Here is a 25,956-nt window from a genome sequence, read left to right on the forward strand (position 1 = left end):
CCAGCCGGAGAGCGGTTGCGAGTCAGCTGCCGGACCGCAGTTCCCGCCCTACCGGGCGGAGCCGTTCGGCACCAGGGCGGTTGCGGGCCAGGTGTATTCGTACTCCGGGGTCGAGAAGCCCTGGGGCCAGTCGGTGACGCGGTGGGCGGTGCGGACGCCGCCGTGGCGTTCGTAGAAGGCGATGGCGGGCGTATTCGCCTCCAGCACCTCGAGGTACATCGCGCGGCCGGGATAGTTCTCGGCGGTCCAGCTCATCGCGTGGTGCAGCAGGCGGGTGCCGGTACCCCGGCGTTTGCCGGTGGCCCGGACGTGCAGGTTGTCGAGCAGGACGCGGTCCGCGGGCTCGGGGGTCAGGTAGACGAAGCCCTCCAGCCCGGACTCGTCCTCGATCAGGAACAGCGCCGCGCCTGGTGCGGGAGCGCTCAAGCGCGACCGCCAGATACCCAGGCGCTCCTCGTACAGCGCCCCGTCGAGATAGTCGGCGGGCAGCATACCCGCGTAGGCGGTGCGCCAGCTGCGGGTGTGCAGCGTGGCGACCGCTTCCGCGTCGTCGAGAACGCCGGGGCGGATCATCGTCAGCCCCCGTCGAAGGTGCGCAACAGTTCCTCGGCAGCCAGGGCCGGGGTGAGCGAACCGTCGCGGACCTGGGATTCGATCTGTCCGCGAATGGATTTGACCGCCGGGTTGTCGGACAGGCGGCGCAACAGGCTGTCGTGAACCATGTTCCAGGTCCAGTCGATCTGCTGGCGGCGGCGCTTCTCGTCGAACTCGCCGGCGTCGGTGAGCACCCGGCGGTGCTCCAGGACGGTGTCCCAGAACTTCTCCAGGCCCACGCCCTCGAGCCCGCTCATGGTGATAACCGGTGGGTGCCACAGGGATTGGCGCGGGTGGATCAGGCGCATCGCGCCGGCCAGTTCACGGGCCGCGGCCTTGGCTTCGAGCTCGTGCTTGCCGTCGGCCTTGTTGACCGCGACCAGATCGGCCAGCTCCAGCACGCCCTTCTTGATGCCCTGGAGCTGATCGCCGGTGCGCGCGAGGGTCAGGAAGCAGAACACGTCGACCATGTTGGCGACCGTGACCTCGGATTGCCCGACGCCGACGGTCTCCACCAGGATCACGTCGTAGCCCGCCGCCTCGAGCAACACGATCGTCTCGCGCGTCGCCTTGGCCACGCCGCCGAGCGTGCCCGCGGTCGGGGACGGGCGAATGAACGCGTCCCGCTCCAGGGACAGCCGCGCCATGCGGGTCTTGTCGCCGAGGATGGAACCGCCGGTGCGGGTGGAGGACGGATCCACCGCCAGCACCGCGACCTTGTGCCCCTGGCCGAGCAGTTTCATGCCCAGCGCGTCGATGAACGTCGACTTTCCGACGCCCGGAACGCCGGTGATGCCGACCCGGTTGGAGATGGCCGCGTCGGAGTCGGGGGTGACCCGCAGCAGCAGCTGCTGGGCCAATTCCCGATGGTCGCCGCGGCTGGATTCGACCAGCGTGATGGCGCGGGCGAGCCCGGCGCGCTCCCCCGCCCGCACCGAGGCGGCCAGTTGATCGACGTCGATGACCCGTTTGGACCCCCGGGCCGCGGGTGCGGGACCGTTGCCGGTCATACCCACACCCGCGGTGGTGCCGAGCCGAGGGGGCAGCGCGCCACCCTCGGTTCCGCGTGCGGCGTCACTCATTCGGCCGCGCCGCTGCCGATCTCGTGGCCCAGGGAATCGGCCAGCTTCTTGATCAGATCGATGGCCGCGTCGGCGATGACGGTGCCCGGCGCGAAGATCGAGGCCGCGCCCGCCCGGTACAGCTCGTCGAAGTCGCCGGGCGGGATGACGCCGCCGACCACGACCATGATGTCGGGACGCCCGACATCGGCCAGTGCCTGCTTGAGGGCGGGCACCAGGGTGAGGTGACCGGCCGCGAGCGAGGAGACGCCGACGATGTGCACGTCGTTGTCCGCCGCCTGCTGGGCCACCTCTTCGGGGGTCTGGAACAGCGGGCCCACGTCGACGTCCATGCCGAGGTCGGCGAAGGCGGTCGCGATGACCTTCTGGCCGCGATCGTGCCCGTCCTGGCCCATCTTGCAGACCAGGATGCGGGGACGGCGGCCTTCGGCCTCGGCGAATTCCTCGACCAGGGAGATCGCGTTGCTGATGTTGGTCACCTTGCCCGCTTCCTCACGGTAAACGCCGGAGAGCGTACGGATTTCGGCCTGATGGCGACCGTACACCTTCTCGAGGGCGTCGGAGATCTCGCCGACGGTGGCCTTGGCGCGCGCGGCGTTGATGGCCAGGGCCATCAGGTTGTTCTCCATGCCACCCTCGGACGAGGCTGCCGCACGGGTCAATTCGGCCAGCGCCCGTTCGCATTCGGCGGAATCGCGCTCGGCGCGCAGGCGCACCAGCTTCTCGTTCTGCTCCACGCGCACGCGCGAGTTCTCGACCTTGAGCACCTCGATGGCCTGGTCTTCCTCGGCCTGGTACTTGTTGACGCCGATGACGGCCTGCTGGCCGGTGTCGATGCGCGCCTGGGTGCGGGCGGCGGCCTCTTCGATGCGCAGCTTCGGGATGCCCTCCGAAATCGCCTGCGCCATACCGCCGTGCGCCTCGACCTCGGCGATGTGGGCGCGGGCCCGCTCGGCGAGCTGGTGGGTCAGCCATTCCACGTAGTAGGAGCCCGCCCACGGGTCGATCGGGCGCGTGGTGTTGGACTCCTGCTGGATGAGCAGCTGGGTGTTGCGGGCGATGCGCGCGGAGAAGTCGGTCGGCAGCGCGAGCGCCTCGTCCAGGGCGTTGGTGTGCAGCGACTGGGTGTGGCCCTGGGTGGCGGCCATGGCCTCCACGCAGGTGCGCGGGACGTTGTTGAACACGTCCTGCGCGGTCAGGGACCAGCCCGAGGTCTGCGAATGCGTGCGCAGGGACAGCGATTTCGCGCTCTTGGGCTCGAACTTGGCGACCAGCTCGCTCCAGAGCAGGCGGCCCGCACGGAGTTTGGCGACCTCCATGAAGAAGTTCATGCCGATGGCCCAGAAGAACGACAGGCGCGGGGCGAACTTGTCGACCTCCATGCCCGCGGCCACACCGGCGCGGATGTACTCCACGCCGTCGGCGAGGGTGTACGCCAGTTCCAGGTCGGCGGTGGCTCCCGCTTCCTGAATGTGGTAGCCGGAGATGGAGATCGAGTTGAACTTCGGCATCTTCGCGGAGGTGAAGGCGAAGATGTCGGAGATGATCCGCATCGAGGGCTTGGGCGGGTAGATGTAGGTGTTGCGGACCATGAACTCTTTCAGAATGTCGTTCTGAATGGTTCCGGCCAGCTGTTCGGGCTTGACGCCCTGTTCCTCGGCGGCCACGACGTAGAGCGCCAGGATCGGCAGCACCGCGCCGTTCATGGTCATCGACACCGAGACCTGGTCCAGCGGAATCTGATCGAACAGCTCGCGCATGTCCAGGATCGAGTCGATGGCGACACCGGCCATGCCGACGTCACCGGTGACGCGCGGGTGATCGGAGTCGTAGCCGCGGTGCGTGGCCAGGTCGAAGGCGACCGAGAGGCCCTTCTGACCGGACTGCAGGTTGCGGCGGTAGAAGGCGTTCGAGTCCGCGGCGGTGGAGAAGCCCGCGTACTGGCGAATCGTCCACGGCTGGTTCACGTACATGGTCGGGTACGGACCGCGCAGGAACGGGTCCAGACCCGGAACGCTGTCCAGGGGGTAGCCCTCGGCGACGATCGCGTCGCGGTCGGCCTTGGTGAAGACCGGCGGGACGTCGATGCCCTCGGGCGTGGCCCAGGTGAGCTGTTCGGGCGCATAGTGATTCGCGGCGGCGGCCTCGGCGACGAACGCCTCGACCTGCTCCGCGGCCACGGGGGTGGTCTCGGCCGCGGCGTCCGCGAGCGGGACCTCGGCGAAATTGCCGATGAGGTGCTTGATATCGCTCATGATTACGCTCCCAGCTTTTCCAGCAGGCCGGACAGGGTGCTCACCGCGTCCATCCGCGCCGTCAGGAATCCGTCCGGCCGTTGCGGGCCGGTCAAGTCGGCGACCGCCTTCTCCGGGCCGGCCAGCAGCACCGTGGTGATGCCCGCCGCGCGCAGCGCCTCGGCGGCCGCGCCCGCATCGGTCCCGTAGCGGGTGTCCGAACCACACAGCACCGCGACGGTGGCTCCGGATTCGGTTGCCGCCGCGCCGATTCCGTCCTGCGCCAGCGCGCCGACGTTGATCGGCTCGATGCCGCCGGAGGCCAGCACGTTGGCGGAGAAGGTGACACGCACATTGTGCTCGGCCACCGGGCCCAGCGGCACCAGCAGGGCCTTGGGCCGGGCGCCGTTGGCGAGCAGGTACGCGTCCGAACGGTTGCGCAGGGCTTCGAAGGCCGCACCGTAGCGGGCGATCGGGCTCTGGATGCGGGCCGCCTCCGAGAGCGGCTCCTCCCCCAGGTTCGGGAACTCGTTCACGCCGGTGACGGCGGTCTTGCGGTGTGCCACATCGGAATCGCGCTTCGCGCGGGTGGCCTCGATGCGCTCGGCGAGCAGGCCGGACTGCAGCGCGGCCAGGTAGCCGCCCGCCGCCTCGAGCTCCTGCATGAACTCCCACGCCTTGGCGGCGAGTTCGGCGGTGAGCGACTCCACGAACCAGGAACCGGCGCCCGGGTCCTGCACGTGGCCCAGGTGCGACTCCTCGAGCAGCAGCAGCTGGGTGTTGCGGGCCATGCGCTCGGAGAACGCCGGGGAGACGCCGAGTTCGCCCGCGGGCAGGGCGGAGTCGAACGGGCGGACGGTGACGATGTCCGCCCCGCCGACGCCCGCGCCGAAGGCGGCCAGGGTGGTGCGCAGCATGTTCACCCAGGGGTCCCGCTGGGTCATCATGGCGTCGGAGGTGACCGCGTGCTGCGGGGCGTTGCCGAATTCCGGTGCGCCGCAGACCTGGGCCACGCGGGCCCACACCCGCCGACCGGCCCGGAACTTGGCAATCGCCTCGAACTGGTCGTCGGTGGCCGCGAAGCGGAACTCCAACTGGCCCAGCGCATCGGCGATGTCGGCGCCGGCCTCGGTGAGCGAGCGCAGGTACTCCAGACCGGCGGCCACGGCCGCGCCGAGTTCCTGCGCGTCCGAGGCGCCCGCGTTGTGGAAGGCCTCGCCGGAGACGGTGATCGCGCGCACGGTCTCGGGGCGGGCGACGGCCTGCTGGGCCAGCGCGATCGCGCCGTCCAGGTCGATGGCCGAGGTGCCCGCGAACAGGCTGGTGAGCGGGGTGGCGCCGAGAGCGACCTGAATTCCCTTGCGGTCCTGGACGTTATAGCCGTCCAGGACCGAGAAGACCTGCGCGGCGGCTTCGAGCGCGGCCGGACCGGCGTCGATGCTCAGCGGGGCGAGCTCGAACAGCAAGCCGGACAACGCCGTCGGCAGGTCGGCGACCGGGACGCCGCGCTCGGCCACACCCAGCCAGATCGCACTTACGCCGTTTTCCAGCGCGTGCAGGATCTGCTGGTTCACAATGGCGGCGTCGGAGCCTTCGAAGCGCTGGCTGACGAACCAGCCGCGATGCACGTCGCGGGTGGCGTCGCCGCCGCGCACGTACGGGAAGGCACCCGGCAGCGGCTGCTCGGGCAGCTCGTCACGACGGGTGTAGAGGGGGTTGACGGTGAGGCCGTCGTAGGTCTTGACCGCGAGCAGCGTCTCCGGCTCGTCCGGAAGCTCAGAGGCCTCCACCCGGCGGGCCTTGGCGAGCACTCCGGCGACGCCTTTGCGCCAGGCGGCGTACCCGGGCACCGGATCGGTGTCCGGGTCTGAAGCAATCGGCATAGCTGCTGTTCCTTCTCCCACTCACTGACCGAATGACCGATTTGGGCCGCGTTCGTACAGCTCAGAGGTTGTTTCGGTTAACGAGCATTCCTCGTCTTTACCCTGATGCTAGCGGCAGCCCGGCCGATACCGCCCACAGAGTCTCGCTACCAGCCGGTAACCTGGCGCGGTGCCAACAACTCCGCGGACCCTGCTCGGACGCCTCCGCGAACCCAAGACCCTGGCCTTGCTCGCCGGTCTCGCCGTGCTGTTCGCCGCCGCGGCCATGATGCCGCACCCCGCGCCGCAACAGATCCGGACCTGGGCCGATTCGGTCGGTCCGCTGCTACCGCTGGTGTTCTTCGCCGTCCACGCGCTGGTGTGCGTGGCTCCCATCCCGCGCACCATCTTCACCCTCAGCGCGGGCATGCTGTTCGGCCCCGCGTTGGGTCTCACCTTGGCCGTCACCGCGACCACGGTGAGCGCGGTGCTGGCGCTGCTGCTGGTGCGCGCCCTCGACCGGGATCGGGTGCGAGCGCGCCTGACCCATCCGATGGTCCGGTCGGTGGACACCCGTCTCGCCCATCGCGGCTGGCTCGCCATCGGCTCGCTGCGCCTGATCGCGATGGCCCCGTTCTCGGTGGTCAACTACTGCGCGGCCCTGTCCTCTATCCGCATGACCCCTTACCTCGTCGCCACCTTCGTCGGCATCCTGCCCGGCACCATCGGCACGGTCCTGCTCGGCGACGCCCTCACTTCCGAGACCTCCCCCGGGCAGCTGATCCTGACCGCCGCCTGCCTCGCCCTGGGCCTGGTCGGCCTGGTCGTCGACGCGCGCCTGGGCGCCCCCGAACCCGCCACCCCCGCAACCGAACCCGCGCCGGTGGTCTGACCTCTGCCCGGGCGGCGATAGTCGCCCTCGCCGAGATCGGCGCGCTGCCGGGTGTCACCCGACGGTCGGCAGCGGTACCGGTTGCGGTGACGAGACCGGCTCACTCGCACACACGCGTTGTGCGATCGTCGAGTGAGGCCCGGCCGGGTCACCGAGACCCGGCGAGCCACTCCGCTGCGACAGGAACGCCGCGCCGCCTGCCCGTGACTGCCGAACGACGGGGCCTCAACCGTCGAGCAGCTCCGAGAAATCCTCGGTGTAGCCGATCAGGAGCGTGCGGCGGTTCGACAGCAGCTCGGCGAGGACCTGCCAGTGGGGCGAGTCCGGGGCGCCGAACAGGTGGATGAGGTCGGTGATCAACGGGGGGATCTCGGCCGGCGTGGGCGGAACCGGGCGGTCGAAGCCCAGAAGGGCTGCGCCCGTGCCGAAGTGGCGGTAGCCGTGCCGGGCCAGGCGGCGCACGACGGCGTGGTTCTCGAACGTGTCGCGGTCGCCCTGGAAGTAGCCGTTCGGGATTCCGGCGAGCGCCAGATCGTCGCGGCCGACCGGGACGCGCTGGACGAGCACGACGTCATCGATCATGTCGTCGGGCCTGGTGTTGACCTCCACCAGGGCCTCGACGTCGAGTTCGGCGCCGTGCGGTGCGGCCGTGAGCGCATCCCATTCCACGCGCGATCGCACGTCGTCCAGGACTTCCGCGATCCGGGCGGCGCGCCGGTTGTCCGCGTGATGCGCTGCGGCGACATCGTTTTCGTCGACCTCACCGGCGTCGACCGTCAGCCGCTCGTCCAGACCGGCGTGCATGCTCGTGTACATGCACTGATTCACGTCATCGAGGGTGCACAGCAGCCGCGCCGGGGCGTGTGCCGCACGCAGCGCGTCCACCGCGGCCACCAGGTCCGTGAGCGAATCGACCTCGTCGAACCGGGCCACCGTGTTGGTGTCCCACCGTGCACGGGTCACGGGGTCGAGGGTGTCGTAGGTGGTCATCCGCATGGCGCGCATTCTGCCGTCGCGGTCCGACACGCTCACGGTGGAGCCGGCTCCCGGCCGGAGCCCGCGAATCACCGGACCGGTGGCCCCTCGAGGGACCGTCGCGGATCCGGCCGTCTCACCGGTCGGTCGCGGCCAGTCGCACCCCGAAGCCGATCACGACGGTGCCGGTGAGGGTATCGAGGGTGCGGCGCACCGTGTCTCGGGTGAGCCAGGTTCGGGCGACGGTCGCGGCGGTGATGACGGCGGTGAACCAGAGCATGCCCTCGACGTTGTGGATCAGGGCGAGCAGGCAGCCCATCAGGAGCGGGGGTACGCCTTCGGGCAGGAACTGGGGCAGCATCGCCACATAGAAGACGCCGACCTTCGGGTTGAGCAGGTTGGTGCCCACGCCGCGCGCCCACGCGGCGAGCAGGCCGTGCGGGGTGTCACCGATGTCGTTCGTGAGCGCGGGCGAGCGGCGCAGACCCGCGCGAATCATGGTGACGCCCATCCACATCAGGTACAGCGCGCCCGCGACCCGCAGCGCCGTGTACGCCACTTCGGAGGCGGTCAGCAGCACCGAGACGCCGGCCGCGGCGGCCGCGCCCCAGACGAGCGTGCCGGATCCGATGCCGAGCGCGGTGGCGAAAGCGTGGCGACGGCCGCGGCTCACCGCCGCGCGCAGGACGAGCGCGGTGTCGAGGCCGGGGACGATGGTCAGCAACCCGGCGACGAGGGCGAAGGACAGCACGGCCTCGAACATGCTTGGAGCCTAGGCGTTTCGGTCAGCGCAGTGCGGTGTCCAGGTGGCGCAGGAGCTCGCCGATGCGGCCGCCGCTCGGCGGGGACGGCGGGTAGCGGCGCAGCACGGAGATGACGGTCGGGCTTGCGAGCCGGGCGGCGCTGTCGAGGTAGTCCAGGGCGGGCGAATCGGCGGGGCCGGCCGCGAGTTCGAGTGCCCTGGCGGTGTGGGCGGCGGCGCCCAGGATGTGTTTGACCTGGGTGGGATTCGGGAGGGGGTGCAGGTAGGCGGAACCCGCGGCGTGGGCGGCCGCGCGGGCGGCGTCGCCGGCGGACTGGTGGCCCGCGTCGCGCGCCTCCTGCGCGGCTTTGTGTGCGGCCCAGGAGGTGTCGCGCAGCGCTCTGCCGCGTTTGCCGCCGTCGGCGAATTCGGCGGCGGCGGCCAGGGCGGCGCGCGGGCGGTCGTCGTCGGGGAAGAACTGCTCGAACAGCGGCAGCGCCGGGCTCGCGCACGCGGCCGCGAACGCGGTGACTTCGCGGAGCTCGGGCAGGGTTAGTTCGAACGTCGTGGAATCCGCCATGCGCACATCCTCCTACACGGTTTCTACCGTCCAGAAGTATTGCGGGTGAGTGTCATTCGGCCGGGGGGCGGAGATCCCTGTCACCGGCGCGGGCAGCACCGACGGCATTCGCGATCCGGCGCGCGCCGAGCGGACGATCGTCCGGCCGGACCCGCCTGTCCGGACCAGCGGTTTTCAGGGTTCGCGCGCGTCCGGCGCGTCAGCAGGGGTCTTCGCCGCGGATCCGGCGCGAACCGATCGACCTGTCGTCCGGCCGGATCGGTCCAATCGGAGCAGCGGTTTCTCAGGACTCAGGCACGTCCGACGCGTCGTCAGGCGTCTTCGCCGCGGAGTCGGCACGAGCGCCCCGCCAGCCGCGATAGCCGCGGTGGGCGGCGAACGCGCCGACGATCGCGACCACGCACCAGACCGTGATCGCGGTGTAGGCCAGGGGCGCGGAGAGGTCGCCGATGGACGCGCCCAGCGCGGTGTAGACGAACGCGCGGGGTGCGGACCCGATGAACGCCCCGGCGGCCATCTGCCAGAGCGGGATTCCGAGCGCACCGAAGGCGTAGGAGGACAGGGCGTCCGGGGCCCCGGGGATGAAGCGCTGGCCGACCACCGCCCACAGGCCCCGGCGTTCGATATGCCCGTCCAGGCGATCGGCGCGTTCGGCCCCGAGCAGTTCGCGGGCGCTCGAGCGGCCCGCGCGCCGGCCCAGGAACGCCGACACGACCGCGGTGCCCACGGTCGCGCTCAGCGTGACGAAGGTTCCGACCAAGGGCCCGAACAGGATTCCGCTGCCGCCGGCCAGGATCGGACCGGGCACCAGCAGCGCCCCGAGCAGCGCGGCCACCACGGCGTAGACGAATGGCGCCGCCGGGCCGGTCGCGTCCACCGCCTCGCGGATGGACCCGACGTCGATGACCCGCGCGATGGCGACCAGATAGAACATGCCGAGCAGAAACGCCACGCACAGCCCGAGGCGCAGGGCGGGCCGCCAGCGGCGGGCCGAAACGGGATCGTCGATGTCGGTCATGATGGGTGCCACCCTGCCGCATGCCGATGGCGCGTGCGAATCGAGCCCCGCCCGAACCATCGGGCCCGGCGACGGGTGCGGCCGGACCGCACGCCGCCCCGCGGATCCGAGGGCGAACCGCACCCGCCCGTCACCTCATTTGGCGTCGCCGTAGCACTCCACGATCGCGGTGGTGAACGGGAACCGCACCGGGGTCGGCCCGAAGGCTATCCGCCCGGCCTCGGCGGCCGCGGTGGCGATCATCTCCGCCACCGCGTCCGCTTCCTCGACCGGGCAGTGCACGATCACTTCGTCGTGCTGGAAGAACACCAGCTCGGCGCGCAGCCCTGCCGCGTTCATGGCGTGCCGTACGCCGGCGAGCACGAGCAGCATCCAGTCCGCGGCGCTGCCCTGCACCACGAAATTGCGGGTGAAGCGGCCGCGGGCGCGGACCTGGCTGCCGTACCGGCCGCCGTCACCGGCCGGTTCCGCGTCGTCCCCGGCCGTCGCGGTCGGAGTGCTGGTGCGCCCGAACCAGGTTCGCACCAGACGGCCCTGTTCACCGGCGGCGGCCGCGTCGTCCACGTAGGCCACCGCGGCCGGATAGCGCCTGCGCAACTCGGCCATGTGGGTGAGCGCGTCACCCGAGGTCTGCCCGTAGATCGCGCCCAGCATGGCGATCTTGGCCTGGGCGCGATCGCCGCCGAAGGCGCGCGCGGCCAGGTCCGCGTACAGATCCTCCCCGCGTCCGGCCACCTCCATGAGCCCGGCGTCACGTGAGATCGCCGCCAGCACGCGCGGTTCCATCTGATCGGCGTCCGCCACGACGAGGGTCCACCCCGGATCCGCGCGGATGGCCCGCCGGACGACCTTCGGAATCTGCAGTGCGCCACCGCCGTTGGTGGTCCACCGCCCGGTCACCGTGCCGCCGGGAAGGTATTCCGGGCGGAACCGCCCGTCGCGCACCCACTGCTCGAGCCAGGACCACCCGTGCGCGGTGTACAGCCGGTACAGCGATTTGTAGGCCAGCAGCGGCGCGACGGCCGGGTGATCGATCTCCTGTAGCTCCCATTTCCTGGTGGAGGACAACAGGATTCCGGCACGGTTGAAGGCTTTGATGATGTCGGCGGGCAGATCGGGCCGCACCCGCACACCGGCGCCGAACGCGTGCGAGACCTCCTCGGCCAGCTCCGCCATGCGCCGCGGCTCCGAGTTCCCCGAGAGCCGTTCCCCCAGCATGTCTTCCAGCAGTTCGCGATGCACGTCGGCCCGCCACGGAATACCCGCGCGCGACATCTCGGCCGCGACCAGCATGCCCGCCGATTCCGCGGCCAGCAGCAGCCGCATGCGATCCGGGAATTCGGCGCGGGCGGTGCGCGCGACCTGCCCGGCGTAGACCTCCAGCAGGGCGCTGAACTCGTCCGTTCCCGAAGGCAGCGGGGTGGGGCCGGATTCGAACAGCGAGGGCTGTGTGTCGGCGGCGCGCACCGGTGCGTCAGCGGGGACGGGCAGGTTGTGCAGGCGAGCCCACGCCGCGGCCAGGGAGCGGGCCTGCCCCGACTGCCCCTGCTCGTGCCCGATCAGCAGCGACTCCGCGGCCTCCACGTCGTAGCAGCGCGCGACCCGCACACCTGCCGCCAACAGCTGCCGATAGATATCGGCGGTCGAACGCCACACCCACCGCACCACCTCCGGGCGCGAGGACACCGCGTCCGCCAGTGACGCCTCCTCCAGAACGGGCCCGGCCGGACGACCGTCCGGGCCGAGTGGGCACAGCCGCGCACCACCCTCACTCGTACGCGCCACGGCCCACCTCATGATCAGGAGTCTTTCAGCGGCCACCGACATCACCGCCGAGCCCACGCGTCGTGTCTCGATACGCCGGGTTTGCGCACGTGCGGGGCGTCGGGGCGAGGCCGTCCGCGAGCGAAGGTGTGGGCGCTGACCAGGCCACCGGGTCGAGGGCCGTACAGCCCAGCCGGTGTCGGCCGAACCCTGCCGAATACGCGACGCCGGAAAGGACATGGAGAACGAGGTCGGCTTCTCTGGTCGCCGCATCCGCGCGAGCCTGTTCACCCACTGCCGACCTGCACGCCCTGCGCCGCCACCGCGGTCACCGAGCACAGGCCGCCGCGCCGTTCGCCCGCAAGGCTTCGAATCGCAGCCTTCGACTCGCCCACTCGCGGTGGACGGCGACTCCCGCACGGCAATCCGGGCCGGTTCGACGGTTACCCGCGACAAGGTTGCGAATCGATAGCCATTTCGGGCGAAGGGTGGTGACCGCAACCGTGATCGCACCCGATCAGCCCCAGGTTTCGGCCGGGACACGGGCGAACTCGCAGGTAGACGGCCCCCGCGCCGACTGGCTACCGTGGCACATCATGGTTGCCGACCTCCAGCCCCGACCACGCGCGAGCCGGTGAGTTCAGCCGGGATTCGCGCGGGTAGCCCCCGCCTCGCCGACTTCGCCGCCTGGGTGAGCGCGGGCGGCTGGCGCGACCTGATCCGCATGGCGGCGGTCTGCACCGCCGCCAGCACCGCCGGACTGGCGATCATGATGCCCATCAGCACGGGCTGGTTCGACGCTCAACCCCAGCAGGTCGACCTCATGATCCGCAGCGTGCCGCGCGCGATGGAGGCCGGCGCGGTCGTGGCGGTGCTGGCCACGGCCGCGATCGTCAGCCTGAGCAGCAGCCGCACCGCCTGGGCCGCCACCACGGTGGCCATGCTCGGCATTCTCGTCAATCACGCGGGCCTGCCGTGGGTCGACATCGATTCGCTGACCACCTTCAATTTCATCGACTCCCTGTGGGCGGGAGTGATTCTCGGCTCGCTGTTGCCCGTGGTGTGGCAGCAGGCGATCACCGCGGGCGCGTATCTGTTCGGTTGTCTGGCGTCGAACATCATGGGCGATCTGGTGCAGTCGCCCGCGGTCACCGGTCCCGCCGACGAGTTCGAGGGCATGCTCGGGGGCGCGCCGCCGCTGTGGCTGATCGTGCTGTCGCTGGCGCTGATCGCGGCGACGGTGCTGATCCGCGGTCATCTGACGCCGCTACCCGGCCCGGTGCTCATCTCGCCGCTGGCGCCGATCATCTCGAGCGTGGTCGTGGTGCTGACGATCGCGATCGCCTCGCGCTGGCTGGCCGATGCCGGTCATCGCACCACGGTGATCGTCATGGCGGTGGCGCTGGTGATCATCGGAGCGATGCTCGCGGCGTTGCTGCTGCCCGGACGCGACGGCGTCCTGGTCCTGCTCATGGTCGCCTTCTCCACCGCCGCCAGCGCGGTGATCACCCTGCCGCGCCCGTGGTGGGCCGACCCGCTGATCGTGGCGGCGACCGCAGTGGGTCTGCTGGCCGGATGGCGTCACCCGCGCCCCTACCTGGGCGTCGCCGCTTCGGGCGCACTCTCGGCGGTGGCGGCGGTGCTGGCCCTGACCGTAGGCGCGAGCGTTCCCGGGGCGGTTTTCGGCGTGGTGGCCATCGGCCTGATCGGCGGCTACAACCTGACCTCCGCGCTCCCCACCCGGGCCACCAGCGCGATAGTCGCGATCGCGGTGCTGTTCGTCCCCGCCGCTTCGGCCGGTCTGCGCGGCCGTTCCTTCGGCCGGGTCAGTTACTCCCCCCAGTGGTATCGCCTCTCGACCATCACCCCCGAGCCGGCCGCCGGCTGGGCCTCCCTGGCGATAGCGATCGGCTGCGCGGCCGGCATCCACCTCCTGTACCGGTGGCGCAAACCCGCCCCCGCCCTCGAGCTTCATCCCGAATCCGCGGACAGCTCCGCGTAGATCCGATGCGCGTCCGCGACGGCCATCCGCCCGAACTCGAGCACATCCCGCCTGCGCGCCGGCCGATTCCGGTACAGCGACCGCGCCGAGTTCCCCCGCCGCAGCCGCAAGGCTTCCGCGGCGACCCGATGCCACCGATCGGGAAACGCCCGCGCGATGTATTCGGCGGCACCGCTTTTCGAGGTGATCCCACCGGTCGCGATGGTGTGGTGCAGGCGCGCGATGCCGGTCACGGTCCACACCGTGCCGTAGTCGGCGAGTAGTCCCGCGCCCCGGGCGCTGAACAACCGATCCGCCCGGTCGAGCCCCACGGTCCAGTACTCGTCGAGATTCGCGTTCTGCCGGGCGGCCAGGACCGCGGGATCGGTCCGGAGGTCGAAGTCGCCGATCGCGGGGCCGCGCAGCACGACACCGTGATCGGCGAGCGTCTGCCATGTGACCGGATTGCCTTTGCCCGCAGCGGCATTCACCCGCAGGACGCCTTCGAGGCTCACCGGTCCGCAGACGGCAGCGTCCGCGCCGGCCGCGAGATCGCCCCAGGTGAGGTAGATCCCGTCGAAGAACGGCCGCTTCCGCAGCTGCCGGAGGCGAGCGTGGATCGCCGCCAGCGCCGCGGTCGCCTCGGCGTCGAGCGGCTCGGAGGTCACCGCAACGAAGTCGATATCGCTGGCATCGGGCTGGAAATCGTCCAGCGCCACAGAGCCTTCCAGATACAGGCCCTCGATCGACACGGGCAGTTCACTGTCGGCCAGGGCGAGGAAAGTGGTGACGGAGTCCAGGACGATCGGGGGAACCGGCATGGGTCCGAGTCTGCCGCACGCGGATATTCGGTGTCGGTTCGCGAGGTCAGCGGCGATACTCGGGGCAATCGACCGGGAGGGTGTGTGTGATGGGTGAGCCGAGTGACCTGATGCTGGAGGGTGTGGTCGGGTCGTTCGCGTACGGGTTGAACACCCCGGACAGTGACGTCGACTACCTCGGTGTCTACGTCGAGCCGACGCGGACGTTTCTGGGGTTGCATCCGCCCACGCGGGACCGGGGCACGCGGCAGGGGCGGGACGGCGCGGACGCCACCTATCACGAGGTCGGCAAGGCGATGGGGTTGATCCTGGCGTGCAACCCGACGGTGACCGAGGTGCTGTGGCTGGACGACTACATCGTCGCCACCGAGTTCGGGACCGAGTTGGTGGAATTGCGGTCGAGTTTCCTTTCCGCGCAACGGGTTCGGCACGCCTACTTCGGGTACGCCATGGCGCAGTTCCGGCGCATGCTCCATCGGCGCGAGACCCAGGGACTGGGTGACAAGCGGCTGGCCAAGCACGCCCGGCACTGCCGCAGGCTGCTGTGGCAGGGCTACGAGCTGTACACCACAGGCGTGCTGCCCGTCCGGCTGCCGGATCCGGAACCGTATTTCGAATTCGGCAGGCAGATGCTGGACGAGTCCGGGGACGCCGCCGCCAAGGCACTGCTGGCCGAGTACGAGGAGAAGTTCGACAGCGCCGTCTCGGCGTTGCCCGAACGCCCGGACGAGGCCCCGCTGGAGGACTTCCTGCAGCGGGTCCGCCGGGCGCATCTGGACGCCCGGCCCGGCTGAGCAGGACGGACACCGCGCAGCACCGCCTGCGCACGCCCGGCGCGGTCGCACCGCGCCGGGTAGGGCCTCACATGCCGCGCTGGAAATGCCTGCTGCGCATCGCGTCCGTCCGATGCGGGGTGACGCTGTCCAGGAACGAGGTGATCCGCCCCAGCAACGGCCCGAGCCGGCGCGGGCGGTCGATGATCGCATCACAGATGACCTGTGCACCCTGCTCCGGGGTCAGGGCGAGCGCGTTCTGATAGAGCGGGTTGGGCGCGATCATCGGCGTGCGGACCAGCGGCATGTAGACCGAGGTGAAACGCACGTTCTCGGTGAGGGTTTCGACCTGCAGGTTCGAGGTCAGCGAATCCAGGGCCGCCTTGGAGGCCACGTACGCGCCGTACCCCGCTCCGCCGAACAGGTTCGCCACCGACAGCACGCTCACGACCTGCCCCGACCGGCGTTCGCGCATGCCGGGCAGCAGCGCGAGCATGAGCCGGGTCGGGGCGAAATAGTTGAGCCGCATGGTGCGCTCGTAGTCGTGGAACCGGTCGTACGACTCGTCGAGCCGACGCCGAATGGACCGCCCGGCATTGTTGACCAGGATGTCCACTCCCCCGTGATCGGCCAGCACCTGCGCGGCCATCGCATCGAGGGCGTCGAAATCACCTAGGTCACACGGATATACGGCCGCCTTGCCGCCCTGACTCTCGATCAGCGCGGCCACCTCCAGCAGTTCGGCCTCCCGGCGCGCGACGAGCGCCACTGTCGCGCCCGCCGCCCCGATCCGAATGGCCGCGGCCCGCCCGATGCCCGAGGACGCGCCGGTGATGAGCACGGTCCGGCCCGCCACCCGATCCTCGAGCGTGTGCCGGCGGCGCAGCCGATCCACGTTCACCTGGGTGTCGAGACCGTGCTTGATCAGGGTGGCGAGCTCACCGAATCCATACATAGTGATGAATGCTAAGTTATATAACTAGTGATGTAAATTGGCGGGCATGGACGCCGCCAACCTGCACCTCATCGCGCGACGCCTGCGTTCCATCGCTTTCACCGCGACCGGCTCGACGGGTAAGCGGCGCTTTCCCCCGAGCGAGTACGCGGTGATCGAAGACGTTGCGCTGCACCCCGATTCCTCGATCCGCGACATCACCGAGCGAACCGCCATCGTGCAGAGCCTGGTCTCGCGGATCGTGGCGCGCCATCGCGAGCACGGCCTGCTGCGCACCGCCCCCGACCCGGCCGACGGCCGCCGGGTACTGGTCAGCGTGGATCCGGTGATCTTCACCGAGGTGTTCAAGACACGCGGCCGCGAGCCGATCGACGCCGCATTGGCCGCCGAACTGCCGAAACTGGCTCCGGCGCAACAGAAACGCATCGTGGAACTGCTGGACGAGCTGGCGGGGCTGATCGGCGGAGCCGGCCCCGAATCCCGCGACGACTCCTGATCCGCGCGGACTCACATGTCCCGGTGCACCTCGAGCGCGAGCCCCGAGATCAGCTGTTCGATCACCGAGCGAATCGCCGGGGTATCGGCCTCGATGTCATCGGAGTTGGCCAGGCACTGCGCCGCCTCGTCCAGCGCGCCCACGATGATCAGCGCCAGCGGCTGCACGGGCTGGCGGCGCACCCGCCCCGCCGCCATGGCTCCGGCCAGCGCGTTCTCCACCAGTCCGATGGTGTGCCGTAATTCGATCTCGCGCCACAGTTTCCAGCCCAGCACCGCGGGCCCGTCCAGCAGCGCGATGCGGCGCACCTCGGGGGCGGTGGAGGCCTCCAGCCACGCCAGACACCCCACGATGAGCCCGGCCAGCGGATCGGCCGCCCGCGCGCGGCCCACCGCGGCGCCGATCACCTGGACCAGATCTCGTTCGAGATCCTCGAAGACCGCCTCGAAAAGCTCACGCTTCTCGCTGAATTGGTGATAGAGCGCACCCCGGCTGACCCCCGCCGCCTCGGCGACCGCCACGGTGCTCACCGCCCCGTATCCGTGCTGCCCGAACAACTCCCGGGCAGCGCGAACCACGGCCTCGCGGGTGGCGGCCGAGCGTTCGGCTTGGGTGCGGCGGTCAGGGTTCATGGCGACGTCGAAGTCTAGGGCAAGCCCGAATCCCGTTTCGACGCAAGGCTCGCGGCCCTTGACCGGCCCCCGCGCCGTCCGGGAACATACAGTCATCCTGTTTGTATCTTAGAAGGACGTCACATCATGTCCGATGCCACCAAGGAACTGTTCGAGCGTTACCACGCGTGCTGGGCCGATCACGACCCGGACCGTATCGCCGAAATGCACACTCCCGATTCGATTTTCCACCTGCACTCGGGCAGCGAACCCGCCCGCGGCCGCGCGGAGATCCGAGCCTCGGCCGCGGGCACCTTCGCACTGGTCCCCGACCTCACCTTCACGCAGGTCAACCTGCGCGTCGGCGCGGACTTCTGGGTGGTCCAGTGGAAACTGACCGGCACCTCGGTCACCGGCTCGCCGGTCGATGTCGACCTCGCGGACTTCGTGGTGGTTCGCGACGGCGCGGTCCTGGAGAAGCACTCGTACGTCGACGGCGTAGCCATGCAGGCCGCGCTCGCGACGCCCGCCGAGGTCTCCTGACCGGTCCCCGAAGGCCGATCGGACGGCGATCGGGCACGCGGGCGCACGCCGCCGCGATGCCCGGTCGCCGTTCCCGTTTCGGGACAGAACGCCCACGGGATTGCGATCAGCGTGATTTCCACACTGTGGAAAGAGTGTTGATTCGGCCCGGACCGGTTCGCAGAGTGGATCGATGTTGTTGTCGTCCGAGGTGCGAAGGTCGTGAGGGTCGTGTCGGCCAGTAGTCGAGTTGTCGCGTGACTTCCTGCCCGCAGGAAGAGAAGCCGGTCGAGGTGAGTTCGCTACGGCCGCTGTTGTTCACCGTGTACGTGCCCGCCGCGGCATACGGGGTCGGAATGGGAGCCGCGGCGCCGGTCATGACCCTGACCGCACTGGATCTGGGCGCCTCGCCCGCGGTGGCGGGGTTGACCGTCGCGCTGGTCGGGCTCGGTCAGATCATCGGGGACATCCCGGCGGGGCAGGTCGTTTCCCGTCTCGGGGAACGGCTTTCGATCGTCGGGGCGAGTACCGCGGGGGTGCTCGGGGTGCTGCTGTGTCTGCTCGCGCCGAGTGTGCCGGTGCTGTGCGCGGGGCTCATCGTGGTCGGGTTGTCCAATGCCATCTGGGGCCTGGCGCGCATGAGCTATCTGTCCGAGGTGATTCCGTTCGACCGCCGGGCGCGGGCGATGTCCCTGTTCGGCGGGGCCATGCGGCTGGGGTTCTTCATCGGGCCGTTCCTGGGCGCGGCGGTGATCTTCGGGGTGGGCACCCGGGGCGGGTTCGTGGTGCAGCTCGTGGCCATCGCGCTGGCGGGATACCTGATGGCGCGCCTGCCGGACCCGGACTCGGGGACGAGCCGCGATGCCGCGCAGCCGCCGCTGTCGCTGCTCGGCATCGGGCGCGCGCACCGCACGCTGCTGCTCACCCTGGGGACCGGCTCACTGCTGATGGGCGCGGCGCGGGCCTCGCGGGAGGCGGTGCTGCCGCTGTGGGCCGATCACCTGGGCACCACCGCGGCAACCGCGAGCCTCATCTACGGCATCGGCGCGGGCCTGGACGTGCTGTGCGCCTATCCCGCGGGGCATTTGATGGATCGCTACGGCCGCCGCTTCATCGCGGTGCCGTCGCTGGTGATCCTGGGCCTGGGCTATCTCGCGGTGCCGTTCACCGGCACCGCGCTCACCCTGACCCTGGCCGCGGTCGTCATGGGCGTGGGCAACGGCATCGGCAACGGGGTCATCATGACCATCGGCGCGGACGTCGCCCCGGCCGCGACCCGCGCCGAATTCCTCGCGGCCTGGCGGCTCACACACGATTGCGGATTCTTCGTGGGGCCCTTGGCGATCAGCGGATTGGTCGCCGTCGCGCCATTGGCGGTGGCGGTGCTCTCGATCAGTGCGATTTCGATGCTGGGCGCGGTGGCGATGGCGCGCTATATACCCGTCTATATTCCGTGGCCGCGACGGGCGGCGCGAACTCCCGGCGAACAGTTCGGCGCCGTCGGCGGAACAGCATGACGTTCTTGAAATCTCCGCGATGCCAACCATCGACTGGCGATCGCGAGTGCTCGAATCTCTTTTCAACGCACTGCGAATGCGCGCTGCGGAATTACCGAGGGAAGGTTTCACCATGAGAGCCCGCAATAGATTCTTTGCGAGCGCGCTGGTCGCGGCGACGGTCTCGATGCTGCTGACCGCTTGCGGCGGAGAGGATCTCCGCGAATCCGGCGGCGTGCCGGTGCTGCGTTACCAGGGCTGGGCCTCACAGGTCACCATTCCCGAATTGGCCGAGAATCTCGGCTTCTTCGACGGCAAGGTCAAGCTGGAGTGGCAGGGCAACACGATCAGCGGTCCGCAGGACGTGCAGTCCGCCGCGACCGGCCAGGTCGATTTCGGCGGCGCGTTCGGCGGCGCGGTGGCCAAACTCGCCCAGGCCGGCGCCGGGATCACCGCGGTGATCAACTACTACGGCTCGGACGAGAAGACCTTCACCGGTTTCTACGTTCCCGAGAACAGCCCCATCCGGACCCCGAATGACTTGCTGGGCAGGAAGATCGGCGTGAACACCCTCGGCGGGCAGGCCGAGGCGGACGTGCACACGGCGCTGAAGAAGAACGGCCTGAGCGAGGAGCAGATCCGGTCGGTGCAGCTGGTGGTGCTGCCGCCCCCGAACACCGAGGACGCGGTGCGGCGCGGACAGATCGACGTCGCGGGCCTGAGCGGGCAGTTCCAGCAGCGCGCGCTCTCGAACGGCGGATTGCGCCCGGTCTTCACCGATTACGAGCAGTTCGGCCCGTTCAACGGCGGCCAGTACGTCTTCCGCAACGACTTCCTGGCCAAGAACCCTGAGGTGGTGGAGGCGTTCGTCGGCGGCATCGCCAAGGCGATCGAGTGGCAGAAGACCACGCCCCGCGAGCAGGTGATCGACACGTTCACCCGGATCATCAACGACCGCAAGCGTTCCGGCGAGGACGCGTCCTCGGTGAAGTACTGGCAGTCCGTGGGCGTCCCGTCGGCCAACGGCGTGATCTCCGACATCGACTTCCAGCGCTGGGAGCCGTGGCTCCGCGACACCGGCGCGGTCACCGGCGCACTCGACGTCGCGAAGCTCTACACCAACAAGTACAACCCGAACGCCCCGAAGTAGTACGCGGCGCACCATCGGGCCCCGCGGTACGCCGCGGGGCCCGATCTCGTGTCAGGACGGCGCGTTCACCCGCGCGCGCAGTCCCTCGGCGAACGTGCGAGCCGCCGCGAGGTCCGCGGCGTCGGGACGGCCCTTACGAATCCCGCCCACCAGCTTGAACGGCAGATACGTGTCGAACGCCCGGCACGAGAACGTGTCGAGCACCTCGAATCCCCTGCCCTCGAGCTGCCGGACCAGCGGCCGGGAGAAGCGCTGCGGCCCGGCGTCGGCGAACCCGCTGGTGGCGAAGACGAACGCGCGGCCCGGCCGCTGCGGCAGGGTGTCGATGAAGCCGCGCAGGTCGGCGTGGAACGACCCCAGGAAGATGCCCGAGCCGAAGCCCACGAGGTCGTGATCCGCCAGTTCTGCCGCGTCGATGTCGCCGGGCGCGACCACGCGGGCGTCCAGCACCTCCCCGAGGACGGCGGCGACCCTGCCGGTGTTTCCGTGTGAGACCGACGTGCACACGATGATGGCCTTCAAGTGTTTCCCCTCCAACTGTCTCGAACGTGCCTGCGATACAGCGAACTTCGTGGTCGAAGCTCCCCTCCACCGTTCAGCAGTTCGAGCGCGGGCACAACCCCGGCCCGAGACGGCGATGACCCCGTACCGCGACGTTGCGGTACGGGGTCATCGATGTTCGGGGGCCGGGCAGAGCCCGGCGAAAGCCTCGTCGGAGGCCCGGCGGGCGCCTCGTTAGAGGTAGGCGCCGCAGTGCGGCCAGGCGCCGACGCCCTGGCCCGCGAGCACGTTCTCCGCGACGCGGATCTGCTCTTCGCGGCTGGCGTTGGCGGCATTGCCCGCGCCGCCGTAGGCGTTCCAGGTGCTCTGGGTGAACTGCAGGCCGCCGTAGAAGCCGTTGCCCGTGTTGGCGGCCCAGTTGCCGCTGCTCTCGCACTGTGCGACGGCGTCCCAGTTGCCCGAGGCCGCGGAGGCGGTCGAGGTGCCGACCGCGAACGGAACGGCGGCGAGGATGCCGGTGGCGGCGGTGGCGACGAGCATGCGGGTGCTGAACTTACGAGTCATAGGGGGATTCCTGGCCTGCGCCCATCCGGCCCGCGCTCCGAGCTTGTGCTGCGGGTCCCCGTCCCCAGGGAAGTCGATGGCACTGCGAACCGCGGGACGGGGTTGCCGATGTTCGGCGGTTCGAGTTCGGGCTTGGCGTTGATCCGAGCCGAGAACGACCGTAACGGAACAATCACGACTAATCACGGGGTGATCACGACGGGTTGACAAATAGATCTCGGACGAACTCACGGCATTTTCGCAGCGCAATTCGGACGCGGCATTAATTACACGCGTTGTATTCACCGCAGAATTTGTGACGGAGACCACTCGAAAATCGTGATGCCGATCGCGTAATGAAAAATATTTTCGGACGATCGGTCGCTTTATCGGGGAGTTCCATACCCTTTCCGACCTGCTGGAATCCGGCTGCACGGAACCATTGCCCCCGGTCAGAAGCATGTAAATAGTGCTGGGGACACCGTTTCGGTCTCGCAGGAGGAAGCATGAGCCCCGAGGAACCGCGCTCCGGCGCCCGCGCAGTCGACCGTGCCGTACAGGTCCTGAACTGCTTCGAGGGCGACGATCCAGAGCTCTCGCTCAGCGAGCTGGCCGCCCTGGCGGATCTGCCCGTGAGCACCTCGCACCGGCTCGCCCAGGCGCTGGTGCGCGGCCGCCTGCTCGAACAGGACCCCACGACCGACCGCTACCGGGTCGGCCAGGGCCTGGCCGCGCTGGCCCGGCCCGCGCTGGCTCGCCTCGGCCTCGAGTCGGCGGCGCCGCACCTGTACGCCCTGGCCGCCGGCATCCGCATCACCGTGAGTGTGAGCGTGGCCGAGGACCGCGACGCCGTCACCGTCTTCCAGGCCCGCCCGCCCGTGCTCTTCTGCAACAACCAGGTACCCCGGGCTCGCCAGCCGCTGCGCGCGAGCGCGGTGGGACACGCGCTGCTGGCCTACGCGCCCACCGGCACGGTCGCCGAACAGGAGCGCGCCGCCGAACAGGAGTCGCGACGGCGGGATCGGCAGCGCCCGACGCTGCTGCACTCGGATCTGGACCGGGTCCGGCGCACCGGGTTCGCCTCGGAGATCCTGGACACCGCCGACCCCATCCGCGCCATCGCGGTGCCCATCGTCGGCTCCGACCGCCGGGTGCACGGTGCGCTCGCGGTGCAGGCGCGCTCGGCCCGCCTGGACGCCGATCTGGTGCGCAGCATCGTCCCCGCCATGCGCATCGCGGCCGGGCGGATCGGACCGCTTTTCCAAAATGGCGGCGACACAATGGATTCCGACCGGCAATTAGAATCACGCTGATTTCCACATCGTGAAATGGCGGTTGCTCCCCCGGCGGGCCCGCCGCCACCATGAGTTCCATTCCGATCTGCCGATTCCGCACTCTCCCAAAGGGCCTGGAATGACTTCGCACACCCCGCTCACGCGCCGCCGGGCCGTGGATCTCATGCGCCTCGCGCCCGGTGCCTGTCGGCCCTGATCGCCATGCCCGTACTCCGCCATGCGACAGCCGATTTCACCGAAAGATTCATCCATGTTCTCATCGCTCCGACCACCGCGCGTGCTGCGCACCGTGGCCGCCGCGCTCACCGCGGCAGCCGTTCTCGCGACGGTGACCGCCTGCGGCAGCTCCGAACCCGCCACCACCGCCGACGGTAAGACGGTGCTGCGGTACCAGGGCCAGACCGGCCAGGTGACCCCGTTCGAACTGGCCGCCGATCTCGGCTACTTCAACAAGATCAGCCTGCACTGGGAGGGCGACACCACCAGCGGTCCGGCCAATATCCAGGCCGCGGCGACCAAGCAGATCGAATTCGGCAGCGCGTTCAACGGCGCGGTCATCAAACTCGTCGCCGGCGGCGCGCCGGTCACCTCGGTGCTGTCGTCGTACGGGGCCGACGACAAATCCTTCACGGGCTATTTCGTGAAGGACGATTCCGGCATCACCTCCGCGCGGGATCTCATCGGCAAGAAAGTCGGCGTCAATACCCTTGGCGCACACCATGAATTCGTTACCCGGGAATGGCTGCACCGGCAGGGTCTGAGCGCGGCGGAGATCAAGCAGGTACAGCTGGTCGTGCTGCCGCCGGCCAACACCGAGGAGGCGCTGCGCAACGGGCAGATCGACGCCGCGGCCCTGGGCTCGATCTTCCGCGACAACGCGCTCGAGCGCGGCGGCATCCACCCGCTGTACACGGACAAGGATCTGTTCGGCCAGTTCGACTACGGCACTTACGTTTTCCGCAAGGACTACGCCGAACAGCATTCGGACGCAGTCGCGGACTTCGTGCAGGGCACCGCGCGCGCCACCCGCTGGCTGCAGGTCACCCCGCGCGACGAGGTGCTGAAGAAGTTCGAGTCGATCATCTCCCAGCGCGGCCGCAACGAGAACGTCGCACTGCTGAAGTACTGGCGCAGTTCGGGCATCCCGGTGCCCGGCGCGGTGGTCGAGGAGCGCGAATTCCAGGTCTGGCTGGACTGGCTGGTGCGCAACGGCGAACTGCCCGCGGACAAGTACGCGGCCAAGGACCTGTTCACCAACGAGTTCAACCCGTACAGCAATGGCACCTACCCCGCCACCGGCGGGCCGAGCGGCGAAGCGGTGGCGGCGAAATGAGCACGGCGGTGAAGCTCGCACTCAGCGAGGTGCGAAAGGAATTCCCGATTCGCGGGACACGGGAGTCGTTCACGGCGCTCGAGGACATCAGCGTCGAGGTCCGGGACGGGGAGTTCCTGGTCCTGGTCGGGCCCAGCGGCTCGGGCAAGTCGACGCTGCTCGATCTGCTCGGCGGACTGACCACGCCGACCTCCGGGCAGATTCTGCTGGACGGGAAGCCGATCGCCGGGCCGGGCCTGGACCGGGGCATCGTCTTCCAGCAGTACGCGCTGCTGCCGTGGCGCACCGCGCGCACGAATATCGAATTCGGATTGGAAGCCAAGGGAATTCGACGCAAGGAGCGCCGTGCCATCGCCGAGCACTACCTCGAGCTGGTCGGGCTCGGCGCGTTCGGCGACCGGTATCCGCACGAGCTGTCCGGCGGCATGAAGCAGCGCGTGGCCATCGCGCGCAGCCTCGCCTTCGATCCGGAGGTGCTGCTCATGGACGAACCGTTCGCGGCCCTGGACGCGCAGACCCGTGAATCCCTGCAGGACGAACTGCTGCGCATCTGGAAGGCCACCGGCAAGACGATCCTGTTCATCACCCACGGCATCGACGAGGCCGTGTACCTCGGGCAGCGGGTCGCGGTGCTCACCTCCCGGCCCGGCCGGGTCAAGGCCGTGGTCGACATCGACCTCGATCGGGACGGCGATCCGGACGTGCGTTCGAGCGAGCGCTTCCGCGAAGTCCGGCACCACATCTGGTCGCTCCTGCACGACGAGGTCGCGCGGGCCCAGGATCTCGAGCAGGCCGCCCTGGCGGGCGCCGATCGGAGGAACACCCATGTCTAGCGCGATACAGATCGCCGAGAGCCCGGTCCGCTTCGAGCCCGGCACCGCCGCCCCGCCCGCGACCCCGGCGCGCGCGAGCGGCCGGGAGACCGGAATCCGCCTGGCCCGCACCGCGGGCCACCTGCTGTGGCGGGTGCTCAAGCCCAGCGTCGTCATCGCGCTGTTCCTGGTGTTCTGGGAGGTGGCGCCGCGGGTCGGCATTGTGGACCCGGTGTTCCTGCCGCCGTTCACCACCGTGGTCGACGCGGGTCAGGAGCTCATCCGCTCGGGTCAGATGGCCGAGCACGTGAGCGCGAGTCTGTCGCGCTCGCTGGCCGGCTTCGCCATCGCGCTGGGCGCGGCGGTGCCGGTGGGTGTGGCCATCGCCTGGTATCGCCCGGTCGCGGAGTTCTTGAGCCCGTTCCTGGAGCTGTTCCGCAACACCGCCGCCCTGGCGCTGCTGCCGGTGTTCGTGCTCATCCTGGGCATCGGCGAGACCTCCAAGGTCGCGCTCGTGGTGTACGCCAGCTTCTTCCCGATTCTGCTCAACACCATCAGCGGCGTGCGCACGGTCGATCCGCTGCTCATCAAATCCGCTGTCTCGCTCGGGTTCTCCCCGGTTCCGCTGTTCGCCAAGGTGGTGCTGCCCGCGGCGGTGCCCGCCATCTTCACCGGTATCCGGATGGCCGCCTCGGCCTCGATCCTGGTGCTCATCGCGGCCGAGATGGTCGGGGCGCGAGCGGGTCTGGGCTACCTGATCACCTCGGCGCAGCAGAACTTCCAGATCCCGGCCATGTACGCCGGCATCGTCGCCATCTCGCTGGTCGGTCTCACCTTCAACGGGTTGATCGTGCTGCTCGAGCGCAGGCTCTCACGCTGGCGCGTGCAGGCCGATCACTGACCCTTTCCGTCGAAAACTCTTCC

25 protein-coding genes are annotated in these 25,956 nt (G+C 69.7%); 11 read left to right on the forward strand and 14 right to left on the reverse strand.

Annotated elements, in window-relative coordinates; genetic code table 11:
- Window positions 1-48 precede the first annotated feature (48 nt).
- From ACFVBH_RS01510 to ACFVBH_RS01525, 4 genes are all read right to left on the reverse strand, one after another.
- Window positions 49-573: a GNAT family N-acetyltransferase gene (locus tag ACFVBH_RS01510; RefSeq protein ID WP_354985550.1), complete on the reverse strand. Its 525-nt coding sequence runs from the start codon at window positions 571-573 to the stop codon at window positions 49-51.
- A gap of 2 nt (window positions 574-575) precedes the next feature.
- Entirely contained in the window at window positions 576-1,604 is a 1,029-nt protein-coding gene (meaB, locus tag ACFVBH_RS01515; protein WP_354985662.1) for a methylmalonyl Co-A mutase-associated GTPase MeaB, read from the reverse strand.
- A 68-nt stretch (window positions 1,605-1,672) separates the two neighbouring features.
- A complete protein-coding gene (gene scpA / locus ACFVBH_RS01520) occupies window positions 1,673-3,931 on the reverse strand; it encodes a methylmalonyl-CoA mutase (RefSeq protein ID WP_378998771.1) in 2,259 nt (752 codons plus the stop codon).
- Window positions 3,932-3,933: 2 nt separating this feature from the next.
- Window positions 3,934-5,793, reverse strand: a complete 1,860-nt coding sequence (locus ACFVBH_RS01525; RefSeq protein WP_354985548.1) for a methylmalonyl-CoA mutase family protein — start codon at window positions 5,791-5,793, stop codon at window positions 3,934-3,936.
- A 169-nt stretch (window positions 5,794-5,962) separates the two neighbouring features.
- Between ACFVBH_RS01525 and ACFVBH_RS01530 the strand changes: the two genes are divergently transcribed.
- Entirely contained in the window at window positions 5,963-6,664 is a 702-nt protein-coding gene (locus tag ACFVBH_RS01530; protein WP_378998775.1) for a TVP38/TMEM64 family protein, read from the forward strand.
- 225 nt (window positions 6,665-6,889) lie between these two features.
- On the opposite strand, the gene ACFVBH_RS01535 is transcribed toward ACFVBH_RS01530, so the two are convergent.
- From ACFVBH_RS01535 to ACFVBH_RS01555, 5 genes are all read right to left on the reverse strand, one after another.
- A complete protein-coding gene (locus ACFVBH_RS01535) occupies window positions 6,890-7,660 on the reverse strand; it encodes a hypothetical protein (RefSeq protein WP_378998778.1) in 771 nt (256 codons plus the stop codon).
- Window positions 7,661-7,775: 115 nt separating this feature from the next.
- A complete protein-coding gene (locus ACFVBH_RS01540; protein ID WP_378998780.1) occupies window positions 7,776-8,402 on the reverse strand; it encodes a LysE family translocator in 627 nt (208 codons plus the stop codon).
- Between the two features lie 22 nt (window positions 8,403-8,424).
- The gene (locus ACFVBH_RS01545) at window positions 8,425-8,961 is read right to left on the reverse strand and encodes a putative immunity protein (protein ID WP_378998782.1); all 537 of its coding nucleotides are present in this window, start codon (window positions 8,959-8,961) and stop codon (window positions 8,425-8,427) included.
- A gap of 283 nt (window positions 8,962-9,244) precedes the next feature.
- Window positions 9,245-9,979 (reverse strand): TVP38/TMEM64 family protein, encoded by a 735-nt coding sequence (locus tag ACFVBH_RS01550; protein WP_378998784.1) that lies wholly within the window; start codon window positions 9,977-9,979, stop codon window positions 9,245-9,247.
- A gap of 135 nt (window positions 9,980-10,114) precedes the next feature.
- A complete protein-coding gene (locus tag ACFVBH_RS01555; RefSeq protein WP_378998787.1) occupies window positions 10,115-11,776 on the reverse strand; it encodes a bifunctional 3'-5' exonuclease/DNA polymerase in 1,662 nt (553 codons plus the stop codon).
- A gap of 601 nt (window positions 11,777-12,377) precedes the next feature.
- On the opposite strand from ACFVBH_RS01555, the gene ACFVBH_RS01560 reads away from it, so the two are divergent.
- Entirely contained in the window at window positions 12,378-13,745 is a 1,368-nt protein-coding gene (locus ACFVBH_RS01560) for a hypothetical protein (protein WP_378998790.1), read from the forward strand.
- Here ACFVBH_RS01560 and ACFVBH_RS01565 read toward each other — a convergent pair.
- Window positions 13,715-14,545, reverse strand: a complete 831-nt coding sequence (locus tag ACFVBH_RS01565) for an aminoglycoside adenylyltransferase domain-containing protein (protein ID WP_378998792.1) — start codon at window positions 14,543-14,545, stop codon at window positions 13,715-13,717. The genes ACFVBH_RS01560 and ACFVBH_RS01565 overlap by 31 nt on opposite strands.
- 89 nt (window positions 14,546-14,634) lie before the next feature.
- Between ACFVBH_RS01565 and ACFVBH_RS01570 the strand changes: the two genes are divergently transcribed.
- Window positions 14,635-15,339, forward strand: coding sequence for a DNA polymerase beta superfamily protein (locus ACFVBH_RS01570; protein WP_378998794.1), 705 nt, complete (start codon window positions 14,635-14,637; stop codon window positions 15,337-15,339).
- Window positions 15,340-15,406: 67 nt separating this feature from the next.
- On the opposite strand, the gene ACFVBH_RS01575 is transcribed toward ACFVBH_RS01570, so the two are convergent.
- On the reverse strand, window positions 15,407-16,273 hold the full coding sequence (locus ACFVBH_RS01575) for an SDR family NAD(P)-dependent oxidoreductase (protein WP_354990701.1): 867 nt from the start codon (window positions 16,271-16,273) through the stop codon (window positions 15,407-15,409).
- A gap of 46 nt (window positions 16,274-16,319) precedes the next feature.
- Here ACFVBH_RS01575 and ACFVBH_RS01580 point away from each other — a divergent pair, with 46 nt between their 5' ends.
- Window positions 16,320-16,769 carry a MarR family transcriptional regulator gene (locus ACFVBH_RS01580; protein ID WP_378998797.1) on the forward strand — a complete coding sequence of 150 codons (450 nt, stop codon included), beginning with the start codon at window positions 16,320-16,322 and terminating at the stop codon, window positions 16,767-16,769.
- A gap of 11 nt (window positions 16,770-16,780) precedes the next feature.
- On the opposite strand, the gene ACFVBH_RS01585 is transcribed toward ACFVBH_RS01580, so the two are convergent.
- Window positions 16,781-17,401, reverse strand: a complete 621-nt coding sequence (locus ACFVBH_RS01585; RefSeq protein ID WP_378998799.1) for a TetR/AcrR family transcriptional regulator — start codon at window positions 17,399-17,401, stop codon at window positions 16,781-16,783.
- Window positions 17,402-17,527: 126 nt separating this feature from the next.
- Between ACFVBH_RS01585 and ACFVBH_RS01590 the strand changes: the two genes are divergently transcribed.
- The 3 genes from ACFVBH_RS01590 (at window position 17,528) to ACFVBH_RS01600 (ending at window position 20,548) form a co-directional block, all read left to right on the forward strand.
- A complete protein-coding gene (locus ACFVBH_RS01590) occupies window positions 17,528-17,923 on the forward strand; it encodes a nuclear transport factor 2 family protein (protein WP_354990704.1) in 396 nt (131 codons plus the stop codon).
- Between the two features lie 236 nt (window positions 17,924-18,159).
- On the forward strand, window positions 18,160-19,419 hold the full coding sequence (locus ACFVBH_RS01595) for an MFS transporter (RefSeq protein WP_378998802.1): 1,260 nt from the start codon (window positions 18,160-18,162) through the stop codon (window positions 19,417-19,419).
- Between the two features lie 112 nt (window positions 19,420-19,531).
- Entirely contained in the window at window positions 19,532-20,548 is a 1,017-nt protein-coding gene (locus ACFVBH_RS01600; RefSeq protein WP_378998804.1) for an ABC transporter substrate-binding protein, read from the forward strand.
- Window positions 20,549-20,599: 51 nt separating this feature from the next.
- Here the strand turns inward: ACFVBH_RS01600 and ACFVBH_RS01605 are convergent, their stop codons facing one another.
- Together ACFVBH_RS01605 and ACFVBH_RS01610 are read right to left on the reverse strand one after the other, a co-directional pair.
- The gene (locus tag ACFVBH_RS01605) at window positions 20,600-21,070 is read right to left on the reverse strand and encodes a flavodoxin family protein (RefSeq protein WP_378998806.1); all 471 of its coding nucleotides are present in this window, start codon (window positions 21,068-21,070) and stop codon (window positions 20,600-20,602) included.
- A 213-nt stretch (window positions 21,071-21,283) separates the two neighbouring features.
- Window positions 21,284-21,613, reverse strand: a complete 330-nt coding sequence (locus ACFVBH_RS01610) for a transglycosylase family protein (protein WP_354990708.1) — start codon at window positions 21,611-21,613, stop codon at window positions 21,284-21,286.
- 485 nt (window positions 21,614-22,098) lie between these two features.
- Between ACFVBH_RS01610 and ACFVBH_RS01615 the strand changes: the two genes are divergently transcribed.
- From ACFVBH_RS01615 to ACFVBH_RS01630, 4 genes are all read left to right on the forward strand, one after another.
- Window positions 22,099-22,905, forward strand: coding sequence for a helix-turn-helix domain-containing protein (locus ACFVBH_RS01615; protein ID WP_354990709.1), 807 nt, complete (start codon window positions 22,099-22,101; stop codon window positions 22,903-22,905).
- Window positions 22,906-23,137: 232 nt separating this feature from the next.
- Window positions 23,138-24,220, forward strand: coding sequence for an ABC transporter substrate-binding protein (locus ACFVBH_RS01620; RefSeq protein ID WP_354990710.1), 1,083 nt, complete (start codon window positions 23,138-23,140; stop codon window positions 24,218-24,220).
- Complete coding sequence (locus tag ACFVBH_RS01625) at window positions 24,217-25,053, forward strand: ABC transporter ATP-binding protein (RefSeq protein WP_354990711.1); 837 nt, start codon at window positions 24,217-24,219, stop codon at window positions 25,051-25,053. Before ACFVBH_RS01620 ends, ACFVBH_RS01625 begins: the two co-directional genes overlap by 4 nt.
- Window positions 25,046-25,933, forward strand: coding sequence for an ABC transporter permease (locus ACFVBH_RS01630; protein WP_378998809.1), 888 nt, complete (start codon window positions 25,046-25,048; stop codon window positions 25,931-25,933). Before ACFVBH_RS01625 ends, ACFVBH_RS01630 begins: the two co-directional genes overlap by 8 nt.
- The last annotated feature ends 23 nt before the right edge of the window (window positions 25,934-25,956 follow it).

It is taken from the genome of Nocardia sp. NPDC057668 (assembly GCF_042799795.1).
Lineage (GTDB): Bacteria > Actinomycetota > Actinomycetes > Mycobacteriales > Mycobacteriaceae > Nocardia.

Coding starts and splice junctions, on each gene's coding strand:
- ACFVBH_RS01555 (WP_378998787.1), bottom strand. CDS start 11,776: ATGAGGTGGGCCGTGGCGCGTACGAGTGAGGGTGGTGCGCGGCTGTGC.
- meaB (WP_354985662.1), bottom strand. CDS start 1,604: ATGACCGGCAACGGTCCCGCACCCGCGGCCCGGGGGTCCAAACGGGTC.
- ACFVBH_RS01525 (WP_354985548.1), bottom strand. CDS start 5,793: ATGCCGATTGCTTCAGACCCGGACACCGATCCGGTGCCCGGGTACGCC.
- ACFVBH_RS01540 (WP_378998780.1), bottom strand. CDS start 8,402: ATGTTCGAGGCCGTGCTGTCCTTCGCCCTCGTCGCCGGGTTGCTGACC.
- ACFVBH_RS01625 (WP_354990711.1), top strand. CDS start 24,217: ATGAGCACGGCGGTGAAGCTCGCACTCAGCGAGGTGCGAAAGGAATTC.
- ACFVBH_RS01545 (WP_378998782.1), bottom strand. CDS start 8,961: ATGGCGGATTCCACGACGTTCGAACTAACCCTGCCCGAGCTCCGCGAA.
- ACFVBH_RS01550 (WP_378998784.1), bottom strand. CDS start 9,979: ATGACCGACATCGACGATCCCGTTTCGGCCCGCCGCTGGCGGCCCGCC.
- ACFVBH_RS01590 (WP_354990704.1), top strand. CDS start 17,528: ATGTCCGATGCCACCAAGGAACTGTTCGAGCGTTACCACGCGTGCTGG.
- ACFVBH_RS01575 (WP_354990701.1), bottom strand. CDS start 16,273: ATGTATGGATTCGGTGAGCTCGCCACCCTGATCAAGCACGGTCTCGAC.
- ACFVBH_RS01585 (WP_378998799.1), bottom strand. CDS start 17,401: ATGAACCCTGACCGCCGCACCCAAGCCGAACGCTCGGCCGCCACCCGC.
- ACFVBH_RS01630 (WP_378998809.1), top strand. CDS start 25,046: ATGTCTAGCGCGATACAGATCGCCGAGAGCCCGGTCCGCTTCGAGCCC.
- scpA (WP_378998771.1), bottom strand. CDS start 3,931: ATGAGCGATATCAAGCACCTCATCGGCAATTTCGCCGAGGTCCCGCTC.
- ACFVBH_RS01580 (WP_378998797.1), top strand. CDS start 16,320: ATGGACGCCGCCAACCTGCACCTCATCGCGCGACGCCTGCGTTCCATC.
- ACFVBH_RS01620 (WP_354990710.1), top strand. CDS start 23,138: ATGTTCTCATCGCTCCGACCACCGCGCGTGCTGCGCACCGTGGCCGCC.
- ACFVBH_RS01570 (WP_378998794.1), top strand. CDS start 14,635: ATGGGTGAGCCGAGTGACCTGATGCTGGAGGGTGTGGTCGGGTCGTTC.
- ACFVBH_RS01615 (WP_354990709.1), top strand. CDS start 22,099: ATGAGCCCCGAGGAACCGCGCTCCGGCGCCCGCGCAGTCGACCGTGCC.
- ACFVBH_RS01610 (WP_354990708.1), bottom strand. CDS start 21,613: ATGACTCGTAAGTTCAGCACCCGCATGCTCGTCGCCACCGCCGCCACC.
- ACFVBH_RS01510 (WP_354985550.1), bottom strand. CDS start 573: ATGATCCGCCCCGGCGTTCTCGACGACGCGGAAGCGGTCGCCACGCTG.
- ACFVBH_RS01565 (WP_378998792.1), bottom strand. CDS start 14,545: ATGCCGGTTCCCCCGATCGTCCTGGACTCCGTCACCACTTTCCTCGCC.
- ACFVBH_RS01600 (WP_378998804.1), top strand. CDS start 19,532: ATGAGAGCCCGCAATAGATTCTTTGCGAGCGCGCTGGTCGCGGCGACG.
- ACFVBH_RS01535 (WP_378998778.1), bottom strand. CDS start 7,660: ATGCGGATGACCACCTACGACACCCTCGACCCCGTGACCCGTGCACGG.